This is a genomic window from Streptomyces sp. NBC_00086, assembly GCF_026343255.1.
Classification (GTDB): Bacteria; Actinomycetota; Actinomycetes; order Streptomycetales; family Streptomycetaceae; genus Streptomyces.
In genome coordinates this window covers 3,092,901-3,115,775 of sequence record NZ_JAPELZ010000001.1, presented here as the reverse complement: position 1 = coordinate 3,115,775, position 22,875 = coordinate 3,092,901, and the positions used below count along the sequence as shown (strand labels likewise).

General features: G+C 71.5%; 22 protein-coding genes and 1 pseudogene. 9 read left to right on the top strand and 14 right to left on the bottom strand.

The features are described 5' to 3' along the window. The first annotated feature begins 89 nt into the window (after positions 1 to 89). Positions 90 to 1,646 carry an ABC transporter substrate-binding protein gene (locus OG276_RS13700; RefSeq protein ID WP_266912792.1) on the top strand — a complete coding sequence of 519 codons (1,557 nt, stop codon included), beginning with the start codon at positions 90 to 92 and terminating at the stop codon, positions 1,644 to 1,646. Positions 1,647 to 1,668: 22 nt separating this feature from the next. Here OG276_RS13700 and OG276_RS13695 read toward each other — a convergent pair whose 3' ends face one another. The 4 genes from OG276_RS13695 to OG276_RS13680 form a co-directional block, all read right to left on the bottom strand. Then, positions 1,669 to 2,394, bottom strand: a complete 726-nt coding sequence (locus tag OG276_RS13695; RefSeq protein WP_266905280.1) for a TetR family transcriptional regulator — start codon at positions 2,392 to 2,394, stop codon at positions 1,669 to 1,671. Between the two features lie 10 nt (positions 2,395 to 2,404). Next, positions 2,405 to 2,824 carry a thiol-disulfide oxidoreductase DCC family protein gene (locus tag OG276_RS13690; RefSeq protein WP_266905278.1) on the bottom strand — a complete coding sequence of 140 codons (420 nt, stop codon included), beginning with the start codon at positions 2,822 to 2,824 and terminating at the stop codon, positions 2,405 to 2,407. A gap of 5 nt (positions 2,825 to 2,829) precedes the next feature. Beyond that, positions 2,830 to 3,252: a hypothetical protein gene (locus OG276_RS13685; RefSeq protein WP_266905276.1), complete on the bottom strand. Its 423-nt coding sequence runs from the start codon at positions 3,250 to 3,252 to the stop codon at positions 2,830 to 2,832. Positions 3,253 to 3,346: 94 nt separating this feature from the next. After that, positions 3,347 to 4,120: an alpha/beta fold hydrolase gene (locus OG276_RS13680; RefSeq protein ID WP_266905274.1), complete on the bottom strand. Its 774-nt coding sequence runs from the start codon at positions 4,118 to 4,120 to the stop codon at positions 3,347 to 3,349. An 82-nt stretch (positions 4,121 to 4,202) separates the two neighbouring features. Between OG276_RS13680 and OG276_RS13675 the strand changes: the two genes are divergently transcribed. Then, complete coding sequence (locus tag OG276_RS13675; protein ID WP_266905272.1) at positions 4,203 to 5,069, top strand: hypothetical protein; 867 nt, start codon at positions 4,203 to 4,205, stop codon at positions 5,067 to 5,069. On the opposite strand, the gene OG276_RS13670 is transcribed toward OG276_RS13675, so the two are convergent. The 6 genes from OG276_RS13670 to OG276_RS13645 form a co-directional block, all read right to left on the bottom strand. After that, positions 5,045 to 5,656 carry a hypothetical protein gene (locus tag OG276_RS13670; RefSeq protein ID WP_266905270.1) on the bottom strand — a complete coding sequence of 204 codons (612 nt, stop codon included), beginning with the start codon at positions 5,654 to 5,656 and terminating at the stop codon, positions 5,045 to 5,047. The two genes, OG276_RS13675 and OG276_RS13670, sit on opposite strands and share 25 nt — an antisense overlap. 203 nt (positions 5,657 to 5,859) lie before the next feature. Continuing rightward, a complete protein-coding gene (locus OG276_RS13665; protein ID WP_266905268.1) occupies positions 5,860 to 6,627 on the bottom strand; it encodes a succinate dehydrogenase iron-sulfur subunit in 768 nt (255 codons plus the stop codon). Next, on the bottom strand, positions 6,627 to 8,381 hold the full coding sequence (gene sdhA / locus OG276_RS13660) for a succinate dehydrogenase flavoprotein subunit (protein ID WP_266905266.1): 1,755 nt from the start codon (positions 8,379 to 8,381) through the stop codon (positions 6,627 to 6,629). The genes OG276_RS13665 and sdhA overlap by 1 nt, the downstream gene beginning before the upstream one ends. A 23-nt stretch (positions 8,382 to 8,404) precedes the next feature. Beyond that, positions 8,405 to 8,887, bottom strand: a complete 483-nt coding sequence (locus tag OG276_RS13655; RefSeq protein ID WP_250744034.1) for a succinate dehydrogenase hydrophobic membrane anchor subunit — start codon at positions 8,885 to 8,887, stop codon at positions 8,405 to 8,407. 5 nt (positions 8,888 to 8,892) lie between these two features. Continuing rightward, a complete protein-coding gene (sdhC, locus tag OG276_RS13650) occupies positions 8,893 to 9,273 on the bottom strand; it encodes a succinate dehydrogenase, cytochrome b556 subunit (protein WP_266880720.1) in 381 nt (126 codons plus the stop codon). 152 nt (positions 9,274 to 9,425) lie between these two features. Further along, the gene (locus OG276_RS13645; RefSeq protein ID WP_266905263.1) at positions 9,426 to 10,061 is read right to left on the bottom strand and encodes a 2-oxo-4-hydroxy-4-carboxy-5-ureidoimidazoline decarboxylase; all 636 of its coding nucleotides are present in this window, start codon (positions 10,059 to 10,061) and stop codon (positions 9,426 to 9,428) included. A 385-nt stretch (positions 10,062 to 10,446) separates the two neighbouring features. Here OG276_RS13645 and OG276_RS13640 point away from each other — a divergent pair, with 385 nt between their 5' ends. Further along, complete coding sequence (locus OG276_RS13640) at positions 10,447 to 11,250, top strand: RNA polymerase sigma factor (protein WP_266912790.1); 804 nt, start codon at positions 10,447 to 10,449, stop codon at positions 11,248 to 11,250. Further along, on the top strand, positions 11,250 to 12,314 hold the full coding sequence (locus OG276_RS13635) for a hypothetical protein (protein ID WP_266905261.1): 1,065 nt from the start codon (positions 11,250 to 11,252) through the stop codon (positions 12,312 to 12,314). The genes OG276_RS13640 and OG276_RS13635 overlap by 1 nt, the downstream gene beginning before the upstream one ends. A 243-nt stretch (positions 12,315 to 12,557) precedes the next feature. Here OG276_RS13635 and OG276_RS13630 read toward each other — a convergent pair whose 3' ends face one another. After that, a complete protein-coding gene (locus tag OG276_RS13630) occupies positions 12,558 to 13,442 on the bottom strand; it encodes a L,D-transpeptidase family protein (RefSeq protein ID WP_266905260.1) in 885 nt (294 codons plus the stop codon). Positions 13,443 to 13,609: 167 nt separating this feature from the next. Between OG276_RS13630 and OG276_RS13625 the strand changes: the two genes are divergently transcribed. Next, positions 13,610 to 15,193: a methylmalonyl-CoA mutase gene (locus tag OG276_RS13625; RefSeq protein WP_266905258.1), complete on the top strand. Its 1,584-nt coding sequence runs from the start codon at positions 13,610 to 13,612 to the stop codon at positions 15,191 to 15,193. A gap of 92 nt (positions 15,194 to 15,285) precedes the next feature. After that, positions 15,286 to 15,966 carry a leucine efflux protein LeuE gene (gene leuE / locus OG276_RS13620; protein WP_266905256.1) on the top strand — a complete coding sequence of 227 codons (681 nt, stop codon included), beginning with the start codon at positions 15,286 to 15,288 and terminating at the stop codon, positions 15,964 to 15,966. Here leuE and OG276_RS13615 read toward each other — a convergent pair. The 3 genes from OG276_RS13615 to OG276_RS13605 are packed head-to-tail and all read right to left on the bottom strand — an operon-like array spanning position 15,959 to position 19,412. After that, positions 15,959 to 17,050, bottom strand: coding sequence for an acyltransferase (locus OG276_RS13615; RefSeq protein ID WP_266905254.1), 1,092 nt, complete (start codon positions 17,048 to 17,050; stop codon positions 15,959 to 15,961). The genes leuE and OG276_RS13615 overlap by 8 nt on opposite strands. Beyond that, positions 17,047 to 18,441 carry a polysialyltransferase family glycosyltransferase gene (locus OG276_RS13610; protein ID WP_266905252.1) on the bottom strand — a complete coding sequence of 465 codons (1,395 nt, stop codon included), beginning with the start codon at positions 18,439 to 18,441 and terminating at the stop codon, positions 17,047 to 17,049. The genes OG276_RS13615 and OG276_RS13610 overlap by 4 nt, the downstream gene beginning before the upstream one ends. Further along, positions 18,438 to 19,412 (bottom strand): glycosyltransferase family 2 protein, encoded by a 975-nt coding sequence (locus OG276_RS13605; protein WP_266905250.1) that lies wholly within the window; start codon positions 19,410 to 19,412, stop codon positions 18,438 to 18,440. The genes OG276_RS13610 and OG276_RS13605 overlap by 4 nt, the downstream gene beginning before the upstream one ends. 176 nt (positions 19,413 to 19,588) lie before the next feature. Between OG276_RS13605 and OG276_RS13600 the strand changes: the two genes are divergently transcribed. The 3 genes and pseudogenes from OG276_RS13600 (at position 19,589) to OG276_RS13590 (ending at position 22,839) form a co-directional block, all read left to right on the top strand. Then, entirely contained in the window at positions 19,589 to 20,998 is a 1,410-nt protein-coding gene (locus tag OG276_RS13600) for a DUF6716 putative glycosyltransferase (protein WP_266905249.1), read from the top strand. Further along, positions 20,995 to 21,510 (top strand): annotated as a pseudogene (locus OG276_RS13595) (hypothetical protein); the annotation flags it as partial. The gene OG276_RS13600 and the pseudogene OG276_RS13595, both read left to right, overlap by 4 nt. Positions 21,511 to 21,930: 420 nt before the next feature. Then, complete coding sequence (locus tag OG276_RS13590) at positions 21,931 to 22,839, top strand: N-acetylneuraminate synthase family protein (RefSeq protein ID WP_266912788.1); 909 nt, start codon at positions 21,931 to 21,933, stop codon at positions 22,837 to 22,839. Positions 22,840 to 22,875 lie beyond the last annotated feature (36 nt).

Sequence of the window (22,875 nt, the reverse complement as noted above, 5' to 3'; positions counted from 1 at the left end):
GGCCGAATTTCCATGATGGGATGTGACCGATAATCGGATAACGGGTCGCAGACTTCGGTGTGCGCCCACGTGGGGTGGAGTCAAGGATGCTGCGGTCTGTCCGCTCGAAAGCCATCGCGGCCGGGCTGGTTCTCGGCGTCGGCACCGTCGCCGTCTGGCAGTTGCTGCCCGAGACGGCCGGCGGCGGCAAGGCGATCCGCGTCGGCACGAGCGACGTGGTCTCCTCCCTCGACCCCGCGGGGGCGTACGACGCGGGCTCCTGGGCCCTGTTCAGCAACGTCTACCAGTCGCTGCTGACCATCAAGACCGGCTCGGACACTCCGGTGCCCGACGCCGCCTCCGCCTGCAGCTTCATCGGCAACGAGCTCACCACGTACCAGTGCGAGCTGCGCCCGGACGTGAAGTTCTCCTCCGGCCGGGCGATCACCGCCGAGGACGTGAAGTTCTCCTTCGACCGGATCAAGGCGATCAACTCCGACCAGGGTCCGGCGCCGCTGTTCAACACCCTGGAGTCGGTCCAGGCCGAGGGCCGCACCGTCACCTTCAGCCTCTCCGCCGGGGACGCCACCTTCCCGTTCAAGATCGCGACGGGCGCCGCCTCGATCGTGGACAAGGACAAGTACCCGGCCAAGGCCCTGCGCGAAGAGGAGAAGGTCGACGGTTCCGGCCCCTTCACCCTCGCCGGCTACACGGCCGGCGCGAGCGCCGAGCTCAAGCCCAACGGCTCGTACAAGGGTCAGGGCAAGGTCTCCAAGAGCGCGGTCACCGTGCGGTACTTCAAGGACTCCGCGCAGCTGGAGCAGGCCTGGACCGACCACGGGATCGAGGTCGCCCACCGCGACATGCCCCCGGCGGTCCTGGCCGCCCTGAATCCGGGCCTGGAGGACACCCGGTACGAGACCTCGGGCGGTACGGAGATCCGCAGCATGGTCTTCAACCTCCGCCCCGGCTCCTCGGTGGCCCAGCCCGCCGTCCGCCAGGCCGTCGCCGCGGTCGTGGACCGGGCCACGCTGGCGACCGAGGTCTACAAGGGCACGGTCACCCCGCTCTACTCCCTCGTCCCGGCGGGCATCGCCGCCCACAGCACGCCGTTCTTCGACGCCTGGCCCTCGCCGAGCGGGCTCACCGCCAAGAAGCTGCTCAAGGACGCCGGGATCACCGCCCCGGTCGCGATCACCCTCGGGGTCAACGAGCGCGGCGCGAGCGTACCCGAGGCCGAGGCACTGAAGGCGCAACTGGAGTCCACCGGCCTCTTCAAGGTGACCGTCAAGCCGGTCGAGAAGTGGAGCGACTTCCAGAAGGCCTACGCGGCGGGCGAGTTCGACGCCTACACCATCGGCTGGATCGCCGACTTCCCGGACGCGGACAACTTCCTCGCCCCGCTCGTCGGCGCCGACAACTCGATGAACAGCGGCTACTCCGACAAGGCCGTCGACGCCCTCATCGCCCGTACCCAGTCCTTCTCGGACCGCGGCGCCGCAGCCAACGACTTCCACGACCTGCAGAAGCTGGTCGCGCAGCAGGTCCCGATGCTGCCGATCTGGCAGAAGAAGGACTACGTGATGTCCCGCGAGGCCGTCGCGGGCGCCCAGTACCTCTCGGACGGCACCGGCGTGTGGCGGCTGTGGGAGCTCAACTGGTTGTAGGACCGCGGCCCGCGGCCGGGCCCTACTCCGGGTCGGAGGCCCGCTTGCGGCCCGGCCGGGACACGGCCGACTGGGCCATGCCCGGCAGGAAGTCCGTGAACAGCTCGTGCACTTCGCGCACCAGCGGCCGCAGCACCCGGAACCGGGCCAGGATGATGCCCCGGGTCGTGAGCTGCGCGCCGCGCTGTGCGAGGCGCCGGGTCTTCTCGCTGTCCGGGGAGCGGTCGAAGACCCAGTAGAGGACCAGGCCCATCTGCGAGAGCCACATCAGCTCCGGCAGTACGTCGGCCAGTTCCTCGGGCACCTTGGTCTTGGCCCCCGCCAGCACCTCGCGGTGCATGTCGATCGCCTGCTTGCGGGCCGCCTCCGACTCCGGGGAGAACGGACTGAGCGGGCTCTCGGGGTCCGCGGCGTTCTTGAAGAACTGCGAGGCGAACTCGTGGTACGGCGCGGCGATGTCCAGCCAGCTGGTCAGTACGCCCGCGAGCCGCTTCTGCAGATCGGTCTCGTTGTCCAGGATCGGCCGGACCGCCGCCAGGTGGGCGGCGCCGATCCGGTCGTAGAAGCCCTGTACCAGGTGTTCCTTGGACTCGAAGTAGTAGTAGGCGTTGCCGACCGATACTCCGGCCTCCTTGGCGATACCGCGCATCGTCGTCTTGTCGAAGCCGCGCTCCTGGAAGAGGCGGAGCGCGGTTTCGAGGATGAGCGTGCGGGTCTGCTCGCTCTTGGGAGCCTTCTGATCAGTCACGGTCCCGAGCCTATCGGGGTGCGGAACACTGGTCGTCACAGGCCGGTTCCCCGTCGTGGGCGGCGGAGTCGTCCCGTACGGCCTCGCGCCAGGTGGAGGCGGTGTACATGGCGGCCCTGGCGAAGGGCCGGCCGGCCGGGGTGGCCAGCCAGTTCGCCTTCGGCCGGTGCTCGGCCAGCGCCCACAGGCAGACGATGAAGGCGTCCGTCCCGGTCCACACCTGTCCGGAGTCGCCGATGACGGTGATCTCCTTCAGCGTCGAGGCGTGGTCGAGCTGCGGGTACCGCCGCCGTGCCTCGGCGGAGGCCGCCGGGATGAGCCGGAGCGGTACCAGCCGGCGCTGGCCGAGCAGCCAGTGCCGGATGTGTACGCAGAGCGGGCAGTTCGCGTCGTAGAGCACCGTCAGGTGCCGGGTCACTGCGGTGGCCACGGGGATCAGGCCCCGGTGGGAGCGGTCCACCCCTGGGGCGCGGTCCACCCCTGGGGGGCGACCGGCGGGGTCTGCTGGCGCTCCATGATTCCCCGGCGGCGCATCTTGTTCAGCACCCAGACGTTCCCGAGGTGCATGAAGCCGAGGACCAGGAGCACGACTCCGAGCTTGACCGACAGGGCCTCGAAGAGCCCGCGGGCCGCGACGATCTCCTCGGCCGACCGCAGGTAGAGGGTCACGAAACCGATGTTGACGAGGTAGAAGCCGACCACCAGGAGCTGGTTGACGGCGTCGGCGAGCTTCTCGTTCCCCTGGAGGACGTCGCCGATGAAGACCCGGCCGTTGCGGCTGAGCGTGCGGGCCACCCAGACGGTGAGGCCGATGCTGATGAGCAGGTAGATGACGTACGCGACCACGGTGAGGTCCATTGCCCTCAGCCCCCTTGAACGTGTTCAACTGCTGACGTCGTTGACTGTAGACCTCTTTTTGAACAGGTTCAAGCGAATGGCGCGCCCGGCTGGCTCAGCGTCCCGGAAGGACCGCCTCGAAGAGGAAGGGCAGCAGCAACCCGGTGATCTCCTCGGGGCGTTCGAGGGAGGGGAGGTGGCCGGCCCAGGGCAGCTCGACGTGGACGGCGCCGGGGAGCAGGGAAGCGAGCTCGGCGGGGACCTCCCGGAAGTCGGGGATGTCGTGCGCGCCGCCGACGGCGAGGACGGGGGCGGTGACGGCGGCCGGCTCGAAGACGGGCTCGGGCAGCTCGTGGTCCCCGTCGGCGGCCAGGGCGCCCCGCAGGTTCCCGAGCTGCATGGCCCGTACGAGGGCGTGCGCGGCCCCGTCGGCGTCCGGGCCGAGCCACTGGCGGGCGTTCAGCCCCGCCGCGCCCTCCAGGTCGCCGGCGTCCAGCAGGGCGGCCTCGGCGGCGTTGAAGGCGAGCAGCGCGGGGCCGCGCCGCTGCGCGGGCCGGGCGGGGCAGAGCAGCGCCAGCGCGCTCACCAGCTCCGGCCGCAGCGCGGCCAGCGTCAGCGCGACCCGCCCGCCGTAGGAGCTGCCGACGAACGCGGCCCGCCGGATCCCGAGGTGGTCCAGCAGCTCCCGTACGTCCCCGTGGTCGCTGTACGGAGCCTCGGCGGCGGGGGAGTCTCCGCAGGTCCGGAAGTCCGCCCGGACCACCCGGAACCCGGCGTCGAGCAGGGGCCGCCACTGCGGCTCCCACATCCGCCGGTCGCACACGGAGGAATGGAGCAGTACGACGGCCGGCGCATCTGCGGGCCCGTCCACATCATGAGAAATGATCATCCGGTGATCCTCCTGGACCCACGCCCTGCAGACCACAGGGTTTCCCCCGGGACTGTCGGTGGGCACCCCTACCGTGGCGGCCATGGACGACATCAAGAGCGGCGCCGGGACGGCGGACTTCGCGGAGCGCGCCGACCGGCTCGTGCGCGCCGCCCGTACGGGAAGCCTGCGGAGCCCGGCGGTCGTGGCGGGGCTGGAGGAGGCGGCTGGACGGGCCGACCGGGAGCGGGCGGAACTCGTCCGGGCCTGGGCCGACCGGCTCGCACGCGGGGTCGACACCGAGGCCGTCCGGGAGACCGTGCTGCACCTCGCGGCCGTGGCCGGTCGCGGGCTCGTGGACGATGCCCTCGCCGCCGAGCGCCGGGCGCTGCTTGACCGGACGGCGGGCATGTGGCGCTACCAGCACCACTACGGCCACCCCGAGGTGCTCATCGCGGCGGAGCTGGCCGCCGGGCGGATGCCGGGTCCGGCCGTGATCGCCGCTTTCAGGCGGACCGCCCTGGCCTGCGCACCCTCGGAGGGCCTGCGGCGGACCCTGGCGCTGCTCACCGAGCCCGTGCTCAACGTGGGAGAGCCGTGGGCCGATTCGGCCCTGGCCGACCCGCGGTGGCACGGACTCCTGGTCCACGCGCGGACCGTGAAGGCCTCCCGGCCCGTCGGTGCGTGGACGCGCACCGCGCGGGATCTCGTCGCCGGGCAGGGGGAGGGCGAGGCGCGCGCGGCGATCGTGGGATGGCTCGGGCTGGTCGGACGGCCGCGCAGCCTCCCCGTCACGGGGGAGGCGGGCGCGGACTGGGACCCGTACAACATCGACGCGCTGCGGGGGCTCGCCTGGATGCTCGTGCGGCTGCCGCCGGAGCCGGCCGGGGAGTCGGTGCTCGGGCGACTGGCCGGAGCCGGGCGGCTACTGCCTCAGGCGCTGCGTCACATGCTGAGTGCGCGCGCCTGATTGAGCTGGCTCATGACCCACATGTAGGTGCCCGGGTCGACCGCCGGGATCATCGTGGAGTGGTGGCGGCCGGCGCTGTTGACCGTGATCTGGATGTAGCCCGTGGTGCGGCGCTCCTTCATCAGGAGGAAGAACAGGCCGAGCAGACAGAACAGGAAGAAGATGACGGCCAGCACGATCGCGTGCGCCGGGATCTTCTCCTCCGTCCGCGAGAAGTCGGTGGCGTTCCAGACCGCGCCCTTGAGCGGCATCGGGCCCGACGGGGTGATGATCTGGTCCCCGGCGATGGTGATGTCGCCGAGCGAGAGCCCGGCGGCTCCGGGGTAGCCCATCGGAGGCGGACCCGGGATCCCCATGGGGGGCGTCATGGGGCCGGCCGGGGAGGGGATGCCCTCGCCGGCGATGGTCGGCTGGTAGGCGGGGGGCTGCGGGTAGCCGTAGCCCGGCTGGGCCGGGCCCGGGGGCGGGTAGCCGTAGCCGGGCTGCGGCGGGTAGCCGTAATTCGGCTGTCCCGGAGTGGTGTTGTAGTCCCCCTGGCCACCCGCGCCGGGACCGCTCGTGTACGGGTTGGGCTGCTGCTCGCTCATGCGGCCGATAATTCCACAGTCGCGCGGCGGCCCGTAGGGCGGTTGCCGGTCCCGCGTCGACCGAAGAGGGGTTCGCACCAGGCAAGTTGACCCGCAGACCCCACGGCGAAGGCCCCCCCCCCTCACGGAACGGATCCGGAGGGGGCGGGGCCCCGGTGCCCGCCGGCCTCAAGCGAGACCGGCGGACGGAGCGCGTCGAAGAATCAGAAGCGGCGCGTGATCAGCGCACGCTTCACTTCCTGGATCGCCTTCGTGACCTCGATGCCACGCGGGCACGCGTCGGTGCAGTTGAAGGTCGTGCGGCAACGCCACACGCCGTCCTTGTCGTTCAGGATCTCCAGGCGCTGCTCGCCCGCCTCGTCACGCGAGTCGAAGATGAAGCGGTGCGCGTTGACGATCGCCGCCGGGCCGAAGTACTGGCCGTCGTTCCAGAACACCGGGCACGAGGACGTGCACGCGGCGCACAGGATGCACTTGGTGGTGTCGTCGAAGCGCTCGCGGTCCTCGGCGGACTGCAGGCGCTCGCGCGTCGGCTCGTTGCCCTTGGTGACCAGGAACGGCATGACGTCCCGGTACGCCTGGAAGAAGGGCTCCATGTCGACGACGAGGTCCTTCATCACCGTCAGGCCCTTGATGGCCTCGACCGTGATCGGCTTCTCCGGGTTGATGTCCTTGATCAGCGTCTTGCAGGCGAGCCTGTTCTTGCCGTTGATCCGCATCGCGTCGGAGCCGCAGATGCCGTGCGCGCACGAGCGACGGAAGGTCAGCGTGCCGTCGAGGTCCCACTTGATCTTGTGGAGACCGTCGAGCACGCGCTCCTTCGGGTCGATCTCGATCTGGAAGTCCTGCCAGGTCGACTCTTCCGAGATCTCCGGGTTGAACCGGCGGATCCGGAACGTGACCGTGATGAAGGGCGAGGCGGCGGCCGCCGCCTCCATCTGGTCCGTCTTGCTGAGGGTCGGGGTGGCCATCAGTACTTACGCTCCATCGGCTGGTAGCGGGTGACGACGACCGGCTTGTAGTCCAGGCGGACCGAGTCCTGGCCGTTGTCGTCCACCTCGCGGTACGCCATGGTGTGGCGCATGAAGTTGACGTCGTCGCGGTTCGGGTAGTCCTCGCGGTAGTGACCGCCGCGGGACTCCTTGCGCGCCAGCGCGGACACGGCCATGACCTCGGCCAGGTCGAGCAGGTTGCCCAGCTCGATGGCTTCCAGCAGGTCCGTGTTGAAGCGCTTGCCCTTGTCCTGGACGGACACGTTCTTGTAGCGCGCGCGCAGCTCCGCGATCTTCTCGACCGCGGTCTTGATCGTCTGCTCGGTGCGGAACACCATCACGCAGGCGTCCATCGTCTCCTGGAGCTCCAGGCGCAGCTCCGCGACCCGCTCGTTGCCCGTGGAGTTGCGCAGGTGCTCGACCTGGTCGATGACCTGCTGCGCCGGGTTCTCGGGCAGCTCGACGTAGTCGTGGGCGTGGGCGTACGCGGCGGCCGCGATGCCCGAGCGCTTGCCGAAGACGTTGATGTCCAGCAGCGAGTTGGTGCCCAGGCGGTTCGCGCCGTGCACCGATACGCACGCGACCTCGCCGGCCGCGTACAGGCCCGGGACGACGGTGGTGTTGTCCGAGAGGACCTCACCCTCGACGTTCGTCGGGATGCCGCCCATGGCGTAGTGCGCGGTGGGCTGGATCGGGATCGGGTCCGTGTACGGCTCGATGCCCAGGTACGTGCGCGCGAACTCGGTGATGTCCGGGAGCTTCGCGTCGAGCTGCTCCGGCGGCAGGTGCGTCAGGTCCAGGTACACGTGGTCACCGGCGGGACCGCAGCCGCGGCCCTCACGGATCTCGGTGTAGATGGAGCGCGAGACGACGTCACGGGACGCGAGGTCCTTCATGACCGGCGCGTACTTCTCCATGAAGCGCTCGCCGTCCTTGTTGCGGAGGATGCCGCCCTCACCGCGGGCGCCCTCCGTCAGCAGGATGCCCATGCGCCAGATGCCCGTCGGGTGGAACTGGAAGAACTCCATGTCCTCCAGCGGCAGGCCGCGGCGGTAGCAGGCCGCCTGGCCGTCACCCGTGAGGGTGTGCGCGTTGGAGGTCACCTTGAAGAACTTGCCGGTGCCGCCGGAGGCGTAGATGACGGACTTCGCCTGGAACACGTGGATCTCGCCGGTGGCGAGCTCGTACGCGACCACGCCGGCCGACTTCTTGACGCCGTCCTCCTCGACCAGGAGCTGGTCCAGGACGTAGAACTCGTTGAAGAACTCCACGCCCTCCTTGACGCAGTTCTGGTACAGCGTCTGGAGGATCATGTGGCCGGTGCGGTCCGCGGCGTAGCAGGACCGGCGGACCGGCGCCTCGCCGTGGTTGCGGGAGTGCCCGCCGAAGCGGCGCTGGTCGATGGTGCCGTCCGGGGTGCGGTTGAACGGCAGGCCCATCTTCTCGAGGTCGAGGACCGCGTCGATGGCCTCCTTCGCCAGGATCTCGGCGGCGTCCTGGTCGACCAGGTAGTCACCGCCCTTGACCGTGTCGAAGGTGTGCCACTCCCAGTTGTCGTCCTCCACGTTGGCGAGCGCGGCGGCCATGCCGCCCTGCGCCGCGCCCGTGTGGGAGCGGGTGGGGTAGAGCTTGGTCAGCACGGCGGTGCGGCTGCGCTTCGTCGATTCGATGGCGGCGCGCATGCCTGCGCCGCCCGCCCCGACGATGACGGTGTCGTACTTGTGGATCTTCATTGGTTTCGCCTCAGCCCCGTTGCCTAGCGGATGTTCGGGTCGAAGGTGAAGATCACCAGCGTGCCCAGAAGAATGGTGAACACCGTGGCGGTGTAGAGCAGGCCCTTGAGCCACAGACGCGTGTTGGCGCGCTCCGCGTAGTCGTTGATGACGGTACGCAGACCGTTCGCGCCGTGCAGCATCGCGAGCCACAGCATCAGCAGGTCCCAGCCCTGCCAGAACGGGGAGGCCCAGCGGCCGGCCACGAAGGCGAAGCCGATCTTGGAGACGCCGCCGTCGAGGACGAGCTGGATCAGCAGGTGGCCGAGGACCAGGACGACCAGCACGATGCCCGAGAGGCGCATGAAGAGCCACGCGACCATCTCGAAGTTGCCGCGCGTCGAGCGCGGGGTCTTGCTGGTGCGCTTGCGCGGGGCCTCGATGTACGGCGCCGGGTTGTCGACGTCGTAGAGGGACACGCCCTCCACGTCACCGATGCCCTTTTCGAAAGAAGTGTCAGAAGACATGCGTGTCACTTCCCGAAGAGTTCGAGGTAAGCGTGTCCGAGGACGGGGTACAGGGCCCCGACCATCAGCACGACCCAGATGCCCACCACGGTCCAGAGCATCTGCTTCTGGTAGCGGGGGCCCTTGGACCAGAAGTCCACGGCGATGACACGGAGACCGTTGAGCGCATGGAAGAGGATTGCGGCCACGAGGCCGTACTCCAGCAGCGCGACGATCGGAGTCTTGTAGGTAGCCACGACATCGTCGTACGCCTCGGGGGAGACGCGGACGAGAGCGGTGTCGAGGACGTGTACGAACAGGAAGAAGAAGATGAGGACGCCGGTGACTCGATGAGCCACCCAGGACCACATTCCTTCCCGGCCGCGGTACAACGTTCCAGCCGGCACGGAAAACCCTCCGGAAGCGGGGCGGGGGCCAGCCGGCTTCTTTGTCGGTCGGGCCCGGCCGGGTACGGTCCTCCGGCCCCGGACATCGTAGCGACGCTTTGTCGGTTCCCTCGCGCGGGGGCCATCGGTGTGATCAAACAGGCACGGACGGACTATCCCACAGGGGCGAATAGACCGAATTCGGCCGCAGATACCCCATCCGCCGAGGTCAGCCAGTGTGTCAGGTCGGCGAGCCGGACCTGCGCGACGCGACGGAGCTCGTCCGCGGAGATCGCGCGCTCCTCGTCCACGTCCAGTTCCATCCGCCGCCGGATCGCGGCCAGCAGCTGGTCCGCCTGCTCCTCCGGGGTGGTCCCGTGGAGGCAGATCACGAAGGCGTGGCGATACGTCCGCTCGTACTCCGCGTGCGCGGCGTCGAGCGCGAGGAGCGCGGCGTACGAGGCCCCGTGCTCCAGCTCCGGCGGGAACTCGCAGGCCAGCGCCTCGGAGAGGTCCGCTTGGGAAAGGTCGTACGAAGCTTCGTCCGCGGCGGCGAGTAGAGCGCCGAAGTCGGGGTAAGGGCGGTGGGCGGCAACCCGGTGGGCCCAGCGCCGGCTGCCGCAGCAGTGCAGCAGGGCGGAGTGGGCGGCTTCGGGGGACAGGGCGTTGAACCGTTCGAGCCCCGAGTCGCCGAAAGGGCCGGCGCCGTCGAGGGAACCGTGGGAAGGGTCGGAGCTTCCGCGGGCCTGTGCCGGAAGGTGGCTGGACAGCGGGGGGCTCCTCGTGGCGTGGCGCGGGTGTCCCGCCACGCTATCGACGTGGGGCCGGGTGTGTCGTACCCATGGGGGGATTTCACTCGGAAGTGAGCCGAAAGGATGACGAGAGCGCATGTCGGACCGGGCGCGGGGCCGCTTGGGGACCCCGCGCGGGCCGGGGCATGATGGCCGAGGGGACGGCGGAGAAGGGGGAGGGCGACCGAGGCCGCCACCCCCCACAGGAGAGGCCCCGGCCGCCATCCGTCGCGGACTCGTGCGACAAGCCCGCACCCCTGTCAGCGTCTTCGGTGCGTTTTGTGTCACACCCCGCTCCGCGCAGGGATGGTTGCACGTTGTACAACTCGTGGACGAAGGTGCTTGAACGCCGTAACGTGCTGATTTGCGCCACACATACGGGACTGTGAACGGGTTGGGGATTTTGCTGGGGGACGACGCGGAGCTGACCACCGCGGTGCTCGCGGCACAAGACGGCGACGAGCTCGCGTTCCGTTCTGTGTACCGCTCCGTGCACCCGCGCCTGCTCGGATACGTCCGGACGCTCGTCGGAGACGGCGACGCGGAGGACGTCACCTCCGAGGCCTGGCTGCAGATCGCCCGCGACCTCGACTCCTTCACCGGCGACGCCGACCGCTTCCGCGGCTGGGCGGCCCGCATCGCCCGCAACCGCGCCCTCGACCACATCCGGATGCGCGGGCGCCGGCCCGCCGTCGGCGGGGACGAGACCGAGCTGACGGGGCACGCCGCCGAGTCCGACACCGCCGGCGAGGCCATGGAGTCCCTCTCCACCTGCCGCACCATGGAACTCATAGCCCAGCTCCCGCGGGACCAGGCCGAGGCCGTCGTCCTGCGGGTGGTCGTCGGCCTGGACGCCAAGAGCGCCGCCGAGACCCTGGGCAAGCGTCCCGGCGCCGTACGCACCGCCGCGCACCGGGGTCTGAAGAAGCTGGCCGAGCTGCTCGGCGAGGCCGTCGAGGGTGACTTCGACCCGGATTCCGACCCGGATTCCGACCCGGATTCCGATTCCGGCTCCGCCGTCGGCTCCGCCGTGGGCGTCGGCTCCGGACGTCCGCGCGGCCTCGGCGATAATGACGGGAGTCGCGCACGGGGCGCCGGGGGCGGGCGGGACCTCGACGCCGTACCGGCGCAGCGGGCCCGCGCCGCGGGCTTCGTAGAACAAACCGGTGTGACGCATTCACGTTGGCGGACGCAGAAGGACATGTGATGGCCGACGAGCGCGACAGGTGGCTGGGCAAAGCCGCGGCGGACAGACTGCTGCGCGGAGAACCGGTCGCACCTGGCGCCGAGCACCCTGCCCGGGCCCGGTCCGAGCGGCTGCGCGCCGCCCTCGACGCACTCGCGGAGCCGCCGCCCGCGGCCCCCGGCGGGCTGCCCGGGGAACTGCGCGGAGAGGCCGCCGCGGTGGCCGCGTTCCGCGCACGCGGCTCCGTGCTCCAGGCGGAACTCCAGACGCGGGCTCCGGACGCGGCACTCTTCGGCTCCGCGGACACCGTGGTCGAGCTCGGCCCGCCGGCCGGCCCGGCCGGACCCCCCTCCCGGCGCGGCCGGCCGGTCCGCTTCGCCCTCGCGGCCGCGCTGGCGAGCGTCGCCGTGGGCGGCCTCGCGGCGGCCGCGGGCACCGGACTGCTGGACCGGGACGACCGGAACACCGCCGGCCGGGTGCCGGCCGTCTCGGTGTCGGTCGGCTCCTCCTCCGAGGGCTCGCCGGACGGCGGGTCCGAGATCCCCTTCGCGCCGCTGCGCAGCGCCGTGCCGCCCGAGGGCGGGAGCGGCAGCCCGAGCCCGGGCAACACCCCGGGCGCGGAGGGACATACGCCGACGGGACCCGACGGCGTCTCCGGGGAGGTCGGCGGCACTGCCAGGGAACCGTTCGCGAGCGGCTCGACCGGCAGCAAGGAAGGCGGCGACCGGTCCCTCCAGGGCGGCACCGACGGCGCGGGCACCGACCCCGGTGACCGCGAGCGGGACCGGGACCGGGAGCGGGACCGGGAGAGCCGCACCGGAGCGGTGGAGCTGTGCCGGGACTTCCGGTCGGGGCGCATCGACGAGGCCCGCCGCGAGAAGCTCGTGCGCCTCGCCAAGGGGCTGTTGCGGGTGCCGCGCTACTGCCAGCTGGTCCTCGACACGGCCACCGGCGGGGGATCGGGCGGATCGGGCGGAGACACGCCGGGCTCGCCCGCGGGACCGCAATCCCCGTCGCGTTCACTGCAGCTGACACCGGCCGGGACGGCTCCGCCGAAGACCCCGGACGCGGGTCAGCGGCGCTGAGGACCGGGTACCGGACACTGGCTTGAAACGTCTCCCGCCCCCGCTGTAACACTTTTCGAACCGGTGACGCAGTACGTAATGAGCCGACTGGTCATCGGCCGCGCATGAGCCGGGGTTCCCCCCGTACCCCTGGGCTCTGCGCAACCGGCGCGGGCGGGATTCGTTCCCCCGATCCCGCCCGCGCCCTCAACTTGCGACCGTGGACGCCCGGCCCGGACGTCCCCACTGCCGGCCGCCGGCGGGTCACCAGTAGACGACGACCTTGTCGCCGACCTTCACCGCGTCGAACAGCGTCGCCAGCCTGGCCTTGTCCCGGACGTTCACGCAGCCGTGCGAGGCGCCGGCGTAGCCGCGGGCGGCGAAGTCGGCCGAGTAGTGCACGGCCTGGCCCCCGTTGAAGAACATCGAGTACGGCATCGGCGTGTGGTAGATCGTCGACGTCCAGTCCTTGGCCTTCCACTCCACCTTGAACTCGCCCTCGCGGGTCGGGGTCTTCTCCGAGCCGAAGCGCACGTCCAGCGTGGAGACGACCTTCCCGTCGATCATCCAGGCGAGGGTGCGGCTCTCCTTGCTGATGCACATGACCCGGCCCGTCATGCAGCGCGCGTCGGGTGCGTCCGGCTCGTTGACGGTCGGCGGGCGCAGCTCGGCAGCGGTCGGCTTCTTGGTGGCGTTCTGGATCTTCTTCCAGGTGGGCTCGTCCACGCCGCCGGTGGCGGGCAGGCCGTTCTTCGACTGGAAGGACTTGACCGCCGCGGTCGTCTTGGAACCGTAGAAACCGGTCGGAGCCACCGTCATCAGCTTGAGCTGGCGCAGCCGGGCCTGCAGTTCGCGGACCAGCTCGCTGTCGTCGCCGTTCGCCATGACCTGCTTCACGGTCGGCGAGGGCGAGGCGGAAACCGAAGGCGACGGCGACGCGGACGCGGACGGGGACGCCGACGGCGAGGCGTCGCCGGGCTTCCCGTCCGTGGACGGCGAGGCGTCGGGAGAGGCGACCGCCGTGGGCGATGCGGGCGCGGAAGAACCGGAGCCCGCGGCCCCCGGCTCCTGCGGCCCGCAGGCGGTCGCGGCAAGCGCGACGGCGGTGGCCAGGCCAAGTGCGCGAACTATTGCTTTCTTGCGGTGCATTGCGGTCCCCCGATTTCTACGTGTGTATCTAGGTGATGCCACGTGGGCGTGGACAGTTGCGGGGACGGCCGCGATGTTGCGCCATTGTGACCAGAGGCCGCCGCGCGGCCGCCGCGGGGACGTTTTATCAGCCCCGAGCCCCTCGGATCCACGAAGGAGCGCGTCACATGGAGCGGCACACCGAGAGCGGGATCCCGATCGCGCCCGTCTACCGCCCCGACGACCTCGCCGGCTGGGACCCCGGGACCGAGCTGGGGGAGCCGGGGGAGTACCCGTACACCCGGGGCGTCCACCCGACGATGTACACCGGACGGCCCTGGACCATGCGCCAGTACGCCGGCTTCGGTACGGCCGCGGAGACCAACGCCCGCTTCCGGCAGCTCATCGCGGGCGGCGCGGCCGGGCTGTCCGTGGCCTTCGACCTGCCCACCCAGATGGGGCACGACTCCGACGCCCCGCTCGCGCACGGCGAGGTCGGCAAGGTGGGCGTCGCGATCGACTCGGTCGAGGACATGCGCGTGCTGTTCGACGGGATCCCGCTCGACCGGGTGTCCACCTCGATGACGATCAACGCACCGGCCGCGCCGCTGCTCCTGCTCTACCAACTGGTGGCCGAGGAGCAGGGCATCGAGGCCGCTCTGCTGACCGGCACGGTCCAGAACGACGTGCTGAAGGAGTACATCGCACGGGGGACCTACATCTTCCCGCCCGGACCCTCCCTCAGGTTGACGGCCGACGTATTCCGCTACTGCCGGGCCGAGCTGCCCCAGTGGAACACCATCTCCATCTCCGGCTACCACATGGCCGAGGCCGGGGCCTCGCCCGCGCAGGAGATCGCCTTCACGCTGGCCGACGCGATCGCTTACGTACGGACCGCGCTGGCCGCCGGGATGGAGGTCGACGCCTTCGCGCCCCGGCTGTCGTTCTTCTTCGTCGCCCGCACCACCCTCCTGGAGGAGGTCGCGAAGTTCCGCGCGGCCCGGCGGATCTGGGCCCGCGTCATGCGCGAGGAGTTCGGGGCCCGGGACCCCAGGTCGCTGATGCTGCGCTTCCACACCCAGACCGCCGGGGTGCAGCTGACGGCGCAGCAGCCGGAGCTGAACCTGGTGCGCGTCGCCGTGCAGGGGCTGGCGGCCGTGCTGGGCGGCACCCAGTCGCTGCACACCAACTCCTTCGACGAGGCGATCGCCCTGCCCACCGAGAAGTCGGCCCGCCTCGCGCTGCGGACCCAGCAGGTACTGGCGTACGAGACCGACGTGCCGCACACCGTCGACCCCTTCGCCGGGTCCTACGCGGTGGAGCGGATGACGGATGAGGTGGAGGCGGCGGCGCTGGGCCTGATGGCGCGGGTCGAGGCGATGGGCGGGGCGGTGGCCGCGATCGAGGCGGGCTTCCAGAAGGCGGAGATCGAGCGGAACGCGTACCGGATCGCCCGGGAGACCGAGAGCGGCGAGCGCGTGGTGGTCGGGGTCAACCGCTTCGCGCTGGACGAGGAGGAGCCGTACGAGCCGCTGCGGGTGGATCCGGCGATCGAGGACCGGCAGCGGGCGTCCCTGGCCGCGCTGCGGGCGGGGCGGGACGGAGCCGCCGTGGAGGAGGCGCTGGCGGCGCTGCGGGAGGCGGCGCAGGGCACGGAGAACGTGCTCCATCCGATGCGGGAGGCGCTGCGGGCCAGGGCCACCGTGGGGGAGGTGTGCGGGGCGCTGCGGGAGGTGTGGGGGACGTACGTGGCGGCTGATTCAGGCTGGTGACCTTGGCTGATTCCGGTTTGGTCCCGATCCGTGCAGGCTGATCAAGGCGCGCAGTGGCGCGACAGGTGTGTCCTCATGGGACACTCCTGCACATGCTGGGTGTCACAGATCTTCCGACGTATCTCGCCGGCCTGGTGCTGATCATTTTGCTGCCGGGCCCGAACTCGCTCTACGTGCTCTCCGTCGCCGCGCGCGGCGGGGTCCGCCGGGGGTACCGGGCCGCCGCCGGCGTCTTCACCGGGGACGCCCTGCTGATGACCCTGGCCGCGGTCGGCGCCGGGGCGCTGCTGCAGACCAGCCCGATCGTGTTCGGGGTCGTCAAACTGCTCGGCGCCGGATACCTGACCTGGCTCGCCATCGGCATGCTGCGGGGCGCGTGGACCATGTGGCGCGCCCGCCGCGAGCGCGCCGCTGCCGACGGGCTCGGCGAGGGCGTCCCGGCGGCCGCGGCGGCCGCCGAGGTGCCGGCCGGCGACACGGAGCGGCCCTACCGGCGGGCCCTGCTGATCAGCGTGTTCAACCCGAAGGCCATCCTCTTCCTGATGTCCTTCTTCGTGCAGTTCGTGGACTCCGCCTACGCCTACCCGGCGCTGTCCTTCCTGCTGCTGGGCGGCCTGATGCAGATCGCCAGCTTCCTCTACCTGACCACGCTGATCTTCGGCGGGAACCGCCTGGCGGCCACCTTCCGGCGCCGCAAGCGGCTCGCCGCCGGGGCCAGCTCGGCGGCGGGCGTGCTCTTCCTGGGCTTCGCCGCGAAGCTCGCCGTCAGCTGAGGGCCCTGCGCAGCTTCGGGCCGAAGGGGCGTTCCACCAGGCGGTGGATCGCCCAGGCCAGGCCCAGCATCAGCACCACCGTCAGCGCGAAGGTGGCCGGGGCCGGGATGCCGGCCGTCCGGTGCAGGGCCTTGATGACCACCCAGCCCAGATGCTCGTGGATCAGGTAGAACGGGTACGTCAGCGCCCCGGCCACCGTCAGCCACTTCCAGCGGGCCCAGCCGAGCTTGCCGAGCGCGACCAGGGCGACCGCCGCGAAGCCGGCCGTCACGATCGCGATGATCACCACCGAGCTGCGGTACGAGAAGAACTTCGGGTTCGGCGCGTGCCACAACCCCGCCACCGCGTAGTGCTGCCCGATCAGCCAGCCGGTCAGGGCCACGGCCCAGGCGAACGTGTCACGGTGGTCGCGGTGCACCAGGTACAGGCCGATGCCGCCGATGAAGAAGGGCGCGTACTGCGGCATCAGGGCCTGGCTGAGGAACCCCTTGCCGGTGGGGTCGGCGGCGTCCGCGAGGACCGCCGCGATCGTCCAGGCGCCGCAGAAGAGCAGCGTCCGCCGGCGGCCTCCGCCCGGCAGGATCACACAGAGCGCGAAGAGGACGTAGAAGCGCAGCTCGGCCCAGAGCGTCCAGCAGACGCCGAGCACCCGGTCGGCGCCCAGGGGCTGCTGGAGCATGGTCAGGTTGAGCAGGAGGTCCGACGGCGAGACCCGTTCGACCGCCACCGTGACCAGCACGAGCGCCGCCCAGTACGCCGGGTAGAGGCGGGCCGCGCGGGAGGCGGCGAACTCGCGGACCGTGCGCCCCTGGGCGCTCATGCAGATCACGAAGCCGCTGATGACGAAGAAGATCTGCACGCCGAGCGGGCCGTACGCCAGCCAGGTCGAGGCGCTGGGGAACAGCTTGTTCGGCGAGGCGCCCCAGGACGCGGCCACCTCCCCGCCGCGGCCGCCGTAGTGGTACCCGCAGACCATGAGGGCGGCCAGGAGCCGCAGCCCGTCCAGGGCCCTGAGGCGGTCGGAGCCCGGCTTCGGCCCGGGCTTCGCACCGGTGCGCGCGGCCGGTACCGCGGTGGCCGTCATCGCTTGCCCCGCAGACGGCGGACCCGGCGGGCCCGGCGCACGGCGCCGCGCAGGGCCGGGCTGCGGGTCAGGAACGCCAGCTGGGCGGGGATGCCGCCCGGCAGGCCCTGGCTCGCCAGGCGGCGCCGGGTGAAGTAGCGCCAGGTACGGGCGTCCAGGTGCCGGTTCAGGTACTCCTCGGCCGCCGCGCGGTGCCCCGCGAGGATCCGCGGCTGCATCACGAAGCCGACCGCGGCCAGCAGGCCGGCCAGCCGGGAGCGGACCTCGTCGGGCCCGGGGGCGGTCCACCCGCGCACGGCCACGGTGTCCGCCAGGTCGGGCAGCAGCGCGTCCACGACCGTCAGGGGGACCCGGTTGCTGTTCTGGTACGGGGTGAGGCGGGCCAGTACGGTCCCCGTCCCGGTCCGCGCGACGGGCAGCCCGAACAGCGTGGCCGCCGTCAGCAGCCCGGTGGAGAAGCAGCCGACGACCAGCGCCGGGCGCAGCTGCTGGTACAGGATCTCGGCCAGCACGGGCGTGTCCATGACGGTCAGGCGGGCGCCGAGCCGCTCGGCCTCCGCCTCCGCGCGGCGGGAGTAGACGGCCGGGGCGCTGGGGTGCGGTTTGAAGATCAGCTCCCGGTGGCCCAGGGCGTACGCGCCGCGCACCATCTCGGCGTGCAGGTCCTCCTCCTGCTGCGCGGAGATGAGGTCGAGCGCCGAGAGGTACTGGCCCAGGAGCAGCGCCGGGGCCTCGGCCTCTGCCTCGGCCTCCGCCGCGCCCGCGGCCCGGGCTCCGGGGAGCTGCCCGCCGTCATGGGCCGACGCCGCCAGTTCGGCCAGCACCTTGAGGAACGCGTCGGTCGCCACCAGCTCCGCCGGCACCCCGAACTCCGTGAGGAGCAGCGGCTCCAGACCCGGTACGAGGTCCAGGTGCAGCACCCGCCGCACCCGCATCCCGATCTGCGGGTCGAGCCGGACGCGCGTGGGCCCGTAGCTCATCAGTCCGTCGGCGTAGACGTCGACGGCGGCGCCCGGGAAGAGCTGGCACAGGGCTTGCGCGGGCGGCACCTGGAGGGACTCCACGATCAGCTCGACCCGGTCCTCGCCGAGACCCCACAGGGTCCGCAGGTACCGCTCCCACAGGGGTACGTCGTCGGCGCGCGGCGACCACGCGTTGGGGTGCTGCGGCTCGATGACGGTGTTCCAGTCGAGCACCTCGTCGAAGCGGGTGCCCAGCGTGGCGAAGCCGGGCAGGTCGGCGAGCCGGGGGTTGATCTCGGCGGCGAGGGAGTGATTGCTGGTCAGCAGGATCCGGCGGCCGGCCGGCGGGAAGCTGCCGGCGTCGACGGCCGCGGCGAGCGTGGCCGTCCCGTAGAGGGTGGAGGCGACGAAGATCTGGGTGAGACTCACGCTGCCGCTCCCGACGGGGTGCGGCGGCGAAGCCTGCGCAGCAGGGCGGAGCGGTCGGCGTCCATCGAGGAAAGGGCCTGGTCCAGTACATCCTGCGGCATGCGCCCGAGCGCGGCCGCGCTCAGGGAACGGAGTTTCTTGGCCACGGCCGGTTCGAACCTTTCAAGGGACCCGTTGTGGTGCGCGATGATTGCACAATATGTTCGGACGGCTTTCGGGAGCAGGAGATCGGATTCCCGGTCCGCCGCTGTTTCTAGAAGCACCTGGTCAAAAGCGCGCATGAAATCGAGTTGGCGCTCGTCGCCGATCTGCGTCAATGAGGTGGAAACCCCGCGGCGGTAGAAGATTCCGGGCAAACCGACCGCCGCGAAGGATTCCGCCTCGCGGTGCAGCCGCCAGATCCAGGGCCGGTCCTCCGCGGTCCGCAGCCCGTCGGTGAAGTGCAGCAGCCCGCGGTCCAGCAGCCGCCGGTGGTACATGCCGGCCCAGGCGTACGGGTAGTCCACCGAGGTGCCCCGGTCGGCGGGCAGGATTCCGGAGCGCGGATCGCGGACGACCCCGTGCGCACCGAAGGGGACGCGCTGCACGGAGCGGGCCCTGCCCGTGACCTTGACATGGTCGTTGCGGACGAAATCGCAGCTCAGGGCCTCGATGGCGGCCACCATCCGCGCCAGATGGCCGGGTGCCAGCCAGTCGTCGCCGTCCATGAAGGCGATGTACTCGCCCCGGGCCGCGTCCAGACCGGTATTGCGCGCGGTGGCCAGGCCGCCGTTTTGCTCGTGGCGCAGGACCACCGCGCCGGGCAGGTCCCGCGCCGCCCGTTCCAGCAGGTCGGGAGTCCCGTCCGTCGAGCGGTCGTCGACGAGCAGGAACTCGAAGTCGTCCCGAGCGTTGAGTTCGAGACTTTTCAGGGCATCCGGCGCATATGTCTGCACGTTGTAGAACGGCACGACAACAGAGAGCTTGAGCACCTGCGAGACGTTAAGGCGTTGTCCGGCATTCACCATGGCCCGAGTGCGTATTCCATGTGAACGAAGCGGGGCGGGCGAGTTAACCAGCGCGGATTCGCATTTCGTAGACGGGCTGTTAACCGGCTGTTGTGCAACCGTTGGGCCGATCAGCGAATTTGCGGAATAGCTTCTGCCACGTGCCAGTCAGCAATCGATCAGCTTCGCGTACCTCCCCTCGAACCTCCCTTCGCATCGCCGTCCTCGCGGATTCGGACACGCGATGGAAATGGGGAGCGCTCACCGCGCGCCGTCTCGCCCCGGAGCCGGACTCCGTCCACCTGACCGGATACCTGCTCCGCGGCCGGGCCACGCCCACCACGCGCCAGCTCGGCGAGGTCGGGGTCACGGCGGACCGGCTCACCGAGGTCACCTGCGCGCAGTTCCTCGCCGAACTCCGCGCGCCGGAGCGGGAGTCCCGCGCCCCGTACGACATCGTCCTCCTCGCCCTGGTCGGCGGCGCCGTCCAGGCGGTCCTGCACGGAGCCCGGGCCCTGTGGCCCGAGCCGGCCGCGCGGCCGGTGTTCGTCACCGGGTACGTCGGGGTCGTCTACGAGAAGCTCGCCGACGGCCTGCTGCTGCGCCACGGGGCCGACCTGGTCCTCGCCAACTCCCCCCACGACGCCGGACGGTTCCGCGCGGTCTACGAGGGGGTCGGCGCGGACGCCGGAGCCGTCGTGGAGACCGCCCTGCCCTTCCTCGGCTCGACCGACGGGAAGCCGTACGACCCCGTCGAGGCTCCCGCCACGGCCCACCGGGTGGTCTTCGCGGTCCAGCCGTCCGTGCCCGCCACCCGCGCGGACCGCGCCTACCTGCTGCGCCGCGCCGCGGAACACGCCCGGCTGCACCCCGGGCGCGAGGTGCTGATCAAACTGCGCAGCCGGCCGGGGGAGCACACCACGCACCTGGAGGAGCTCCCGTACCAGCGCCTCGCGGAGCAGCTCCCCGGCGGACTCCCCTCCAACTGCCGTCTGGTCTACGGGAACATGGGCGAGGTCCTGGACACCACGGACCTGCTGGTCACCGTCTCCTCCACGGCGGCCCTGGAATCCCTCCACCGGGGAATCCCGACGGCCGTCCTGACCGACCTCGGCGTCCGCGAGACCCTCGGCAACCACCACTTCCTGGGCTCCGGCTGCATGGCCTCCTGGACCCAGCTCGACGCCGGCCTGCTCCCGAAGGCGGATCCGGACTGGCTGGCGGCCCAGGGCGTGGGCATCCCGGCGGCCGGAGCGGCCCGACCGGCCGAGGCGCGCGATCCCCACACCGCCGCGCGGGCACGCCTCACGGAGCTGCTGGGCGGCGGCCCGCTCCCGGCCGTGACGCCCTACTACACGCAGGACACCGCACCGGGATACCTGCCCGGGATCCTGGCCAGACACCATCTCGGCCCCGACGGGCACCCGTTGCCCGGTGCGCCCCGGAAGGACGCCGGAGGATCCCGGCTGCGCCGCCGGCTCCGGGCCCACCTGCGCGAAGCCGCCCGCGGCGCCTACCGCCACGGCGTCCAGCGCGTCGCTCCGGTGATCCGCCGCCTGGGGGAGCTGTGAGCCCCCGCCCGGCCGGAGCCCGTACGGCCGCTGCCGCTGCCGGCACCGCCACCGCTGCCGCCGTCGACACCGCCGCCGTCCCCGCTACCGCCGCCGTTCCCGCCCCCGCCACCGCGGGATCCCTCCGAGAGGCCCGCGCCGTGCCCAGAGTGCTCGCCGTGATCCCCGCACGCGGAGGGTCCAAGGGAGTGCCCGGGAAGAACCTGGCCGACGTCGGCGGGATGCCGCTCGTGGTCCGCGCCGTCCGGGCCTGCCTGGGGGCCGCGACCGTCACCGACGTCCTGGTGTCCACCGACTCCGAGGCCATCGGCGACGCCGCCCGCGGAGCCGGGGCCGTGGTGCTGCGGCGGCCCGCCGGGATCTCCGGGGACACCGCCACCAGCGAGGCCGCCGTGCTGCACGCGCTCGACTCCTTCGAGGAGCTGCACTCCGTCACGGTCGACGTGGTCCTGCTCGTCCAGTGCACCAGCCCCTTCGTCACCGCCTCCGACGTGGAGTCCGTCGCCGCCGCCGTCGCGTCCGGCGCCGCCGACTCCGCGCTCACCGCGGCCCCCTTCCACGGCTTCCTCTGGCGGGCGGCCCCCGACGGCTCCGGCACCGGGGTCAACCACGACACCTCGTACCGCCCCCGCCGCCAGGACTGCCCCCAGGACCTCCTGGAGACCGGCGCCGCCTACGCCATGGACGCCGCCGGCTTCCGGACCGCCCGCCACCGCTTCTTCGGGCGGACCGTCCCGGTCGCCACCGACCCCGCACGGGTGCTGGAGATCGACGATCCCCACGACCTGGCCCGCGCCCGCGCCCTCGTACCCGTACTCACCCCCGCGGCCACCCCGGCCGCCGCTCCCCTCTCCACCTCGGTCCACACCCCGATCCACACCCCAGTACCCACACCTCCTCGTACACCCCGCACCCCGAAGGACAGCCCTGCCATGACGGTCACCTCCGCCTCCCGCCTCCGGACCTTCGGCTCCCGCACCGCCGGCCCCGGCCGGCCCGTCTACGTCGTCGGCGAGATCGGCATCAACCACAACGGCGACCTCGGCAACGCCCTCGCCCTCATCGACGCCGCCGCCGAAGCCGGCTGCGACGCCGTGAAGTTCCAGAAGCGCACCCCCGAGATCTGCACCCCCCGCGACCAGTGGGACATCGAGCGCGACACCCCCTGGGGCCGGATGACCTACATCGACTACCGCCACCGCGTGGAGTTCGGCGAGAGCGAGTACCGCGCCATCGACGAGCACTGCGCCAAGCGCGGCATCGACTGGTTCGCCTCCCCGTGGGACACCGAGGCCGTCGCCTTCCTGGAGAAGTTCGACGTCCCCGCCCACAAGGTCGCCTCCGCCTCGCTCACCGACGACGAGCTGCTGCGCGCCCTGCGCGCCACCGGCCGCACCGTCGTCCTCTCCACCGGCATGTCCACCCCGAAGCAGATCCGGCACGCGGTGGAGGTGCTCGGCAGCGACAACATCCTGCTCTGCCACGCCACTTCGACGTACCCGGCCAAGGCCGAGGAGCTCAACCTGCGGGTCATCAACACCCTCCGGGAGGAGTACCCGAACGTCCCGATCGGCTACTCCGGCCACGAGACGGGCCTGCAGACCACCCTGGCCGCCGTCGCCCTCGGCGCCGCCTTCGTCGAGCGCCACATCACCCTCGACCGCGCGATGTGGGGCTCCGACCAGGCCGCCTCCGTCGAGCCCGGCGGCCTGACCCGCCTGGTCCGCGACATCCGCACCATCGAGACCGCGCTGGGCGACGGCATCAAGCAGGTCTACGCCTCCGAGCTCGGCCCGATGAAGAAGCTCCGCCGCGTCCAGGGGGACCTCGCCGCGGTCTGAGCCTTCCCGTACCCCTCGCACCGTTCGGCCCTGGCG

Excerpts from the sequence above, each read along its gene's own strand:
- OG276_RS13615 (WP_266905254.1), bottom strand. The coding sequence starts at position 17,050 with ATGACGGCCACCGCGGTACCGGCCGCGCGCACCGGTGCGAAGCCCGGG.
- OG276_RS13675 (WP_266905272.1), top strand. The coding sequence starts at position 4,203 with ATGGACGACATCAAGAGCGGCGCCGGGACGGCGGACTTCGCGGAGCGC.
- OG276_RS13680 (WP_266905274.1), bottom strand. The coding sequence starts at position 4,120 with ATGATCATTTCTCATGATGTGGACGGGCCCGCAGATGCGCCGGCCGTC.
- OG276_RS13590 (WP_266912788.1), top strand. The coding sequence starts at position 21,931 with ATGACGGTCACCTCCGCCTCCCGCCTCCGGACCTTCGGCTCCCGCACC.
- sdhA (WP_266905266.1), bottom strand. The coding sequence starts at position 8,381 with ATGAAGATCCACAAGTACGACACCGTCATCGTCGGGGCGGGCGGCGCA.
- leuE (WP_266905256.1), top strand. The coding sequence starts at position 15,286 with ATGCTGGGTGTCACAGATCTTCCGACGTATCTCGCCGGCCTGGTGCTG.
- OG276_RS13655 (WP_250744034.1), bottom strand. The coding sequence starts at position 8,887 with ATGTCTTCTGACACTTCTTTCGAAAAGGGCATCGGTGACGTGGAGGGC.
- OG276_RS13630 (WP_266905260.1), bottom strand. The coding sequence starts at position 13,442 with ATGCACCGCAAGAAAGCAATAGTTCGCGCACTTGGCCTGGCCACCGCC.
- OG276_RS13685 (WP_266905276.1), bottom strand. The coding sequence starts at position 3,252 with ATGGACCTCACCGTGGTCGCGTACGTCATCTACCTGCTCATCAGCATC.
- OG276_RS13670 (WP_266905270.1), bottom strand. The coding sequence starts at position 5,656 with ATGAGCGAGCAGCAGCCCAACCCGTACACGAGCGGTCCCGGCGCGGGT.
- OG276_RS13665 (WP_266905268.1), bottom strand. The coding sequence starts at position 6,627 with ATGGCCACCCCGACCCTCAGCAAGACGGACCAGATGGAGGCGGCGGCC.
- OG276_RS13635 (WP_266905261.1), top strand. The coding sequence starts at position 11,250 with ATGGCCGACGAGCGCGACAGGTGGCTGGGCAAAGCCGCGGCGGACAGA.
- OG276_RS13625 (WP_266905258.1), top strand. The coding sequence starts at position 13,610 with ATGGAGCGGCACACCGAGAGCGGGATCCCGATCGCGCCCGTCTACCGC.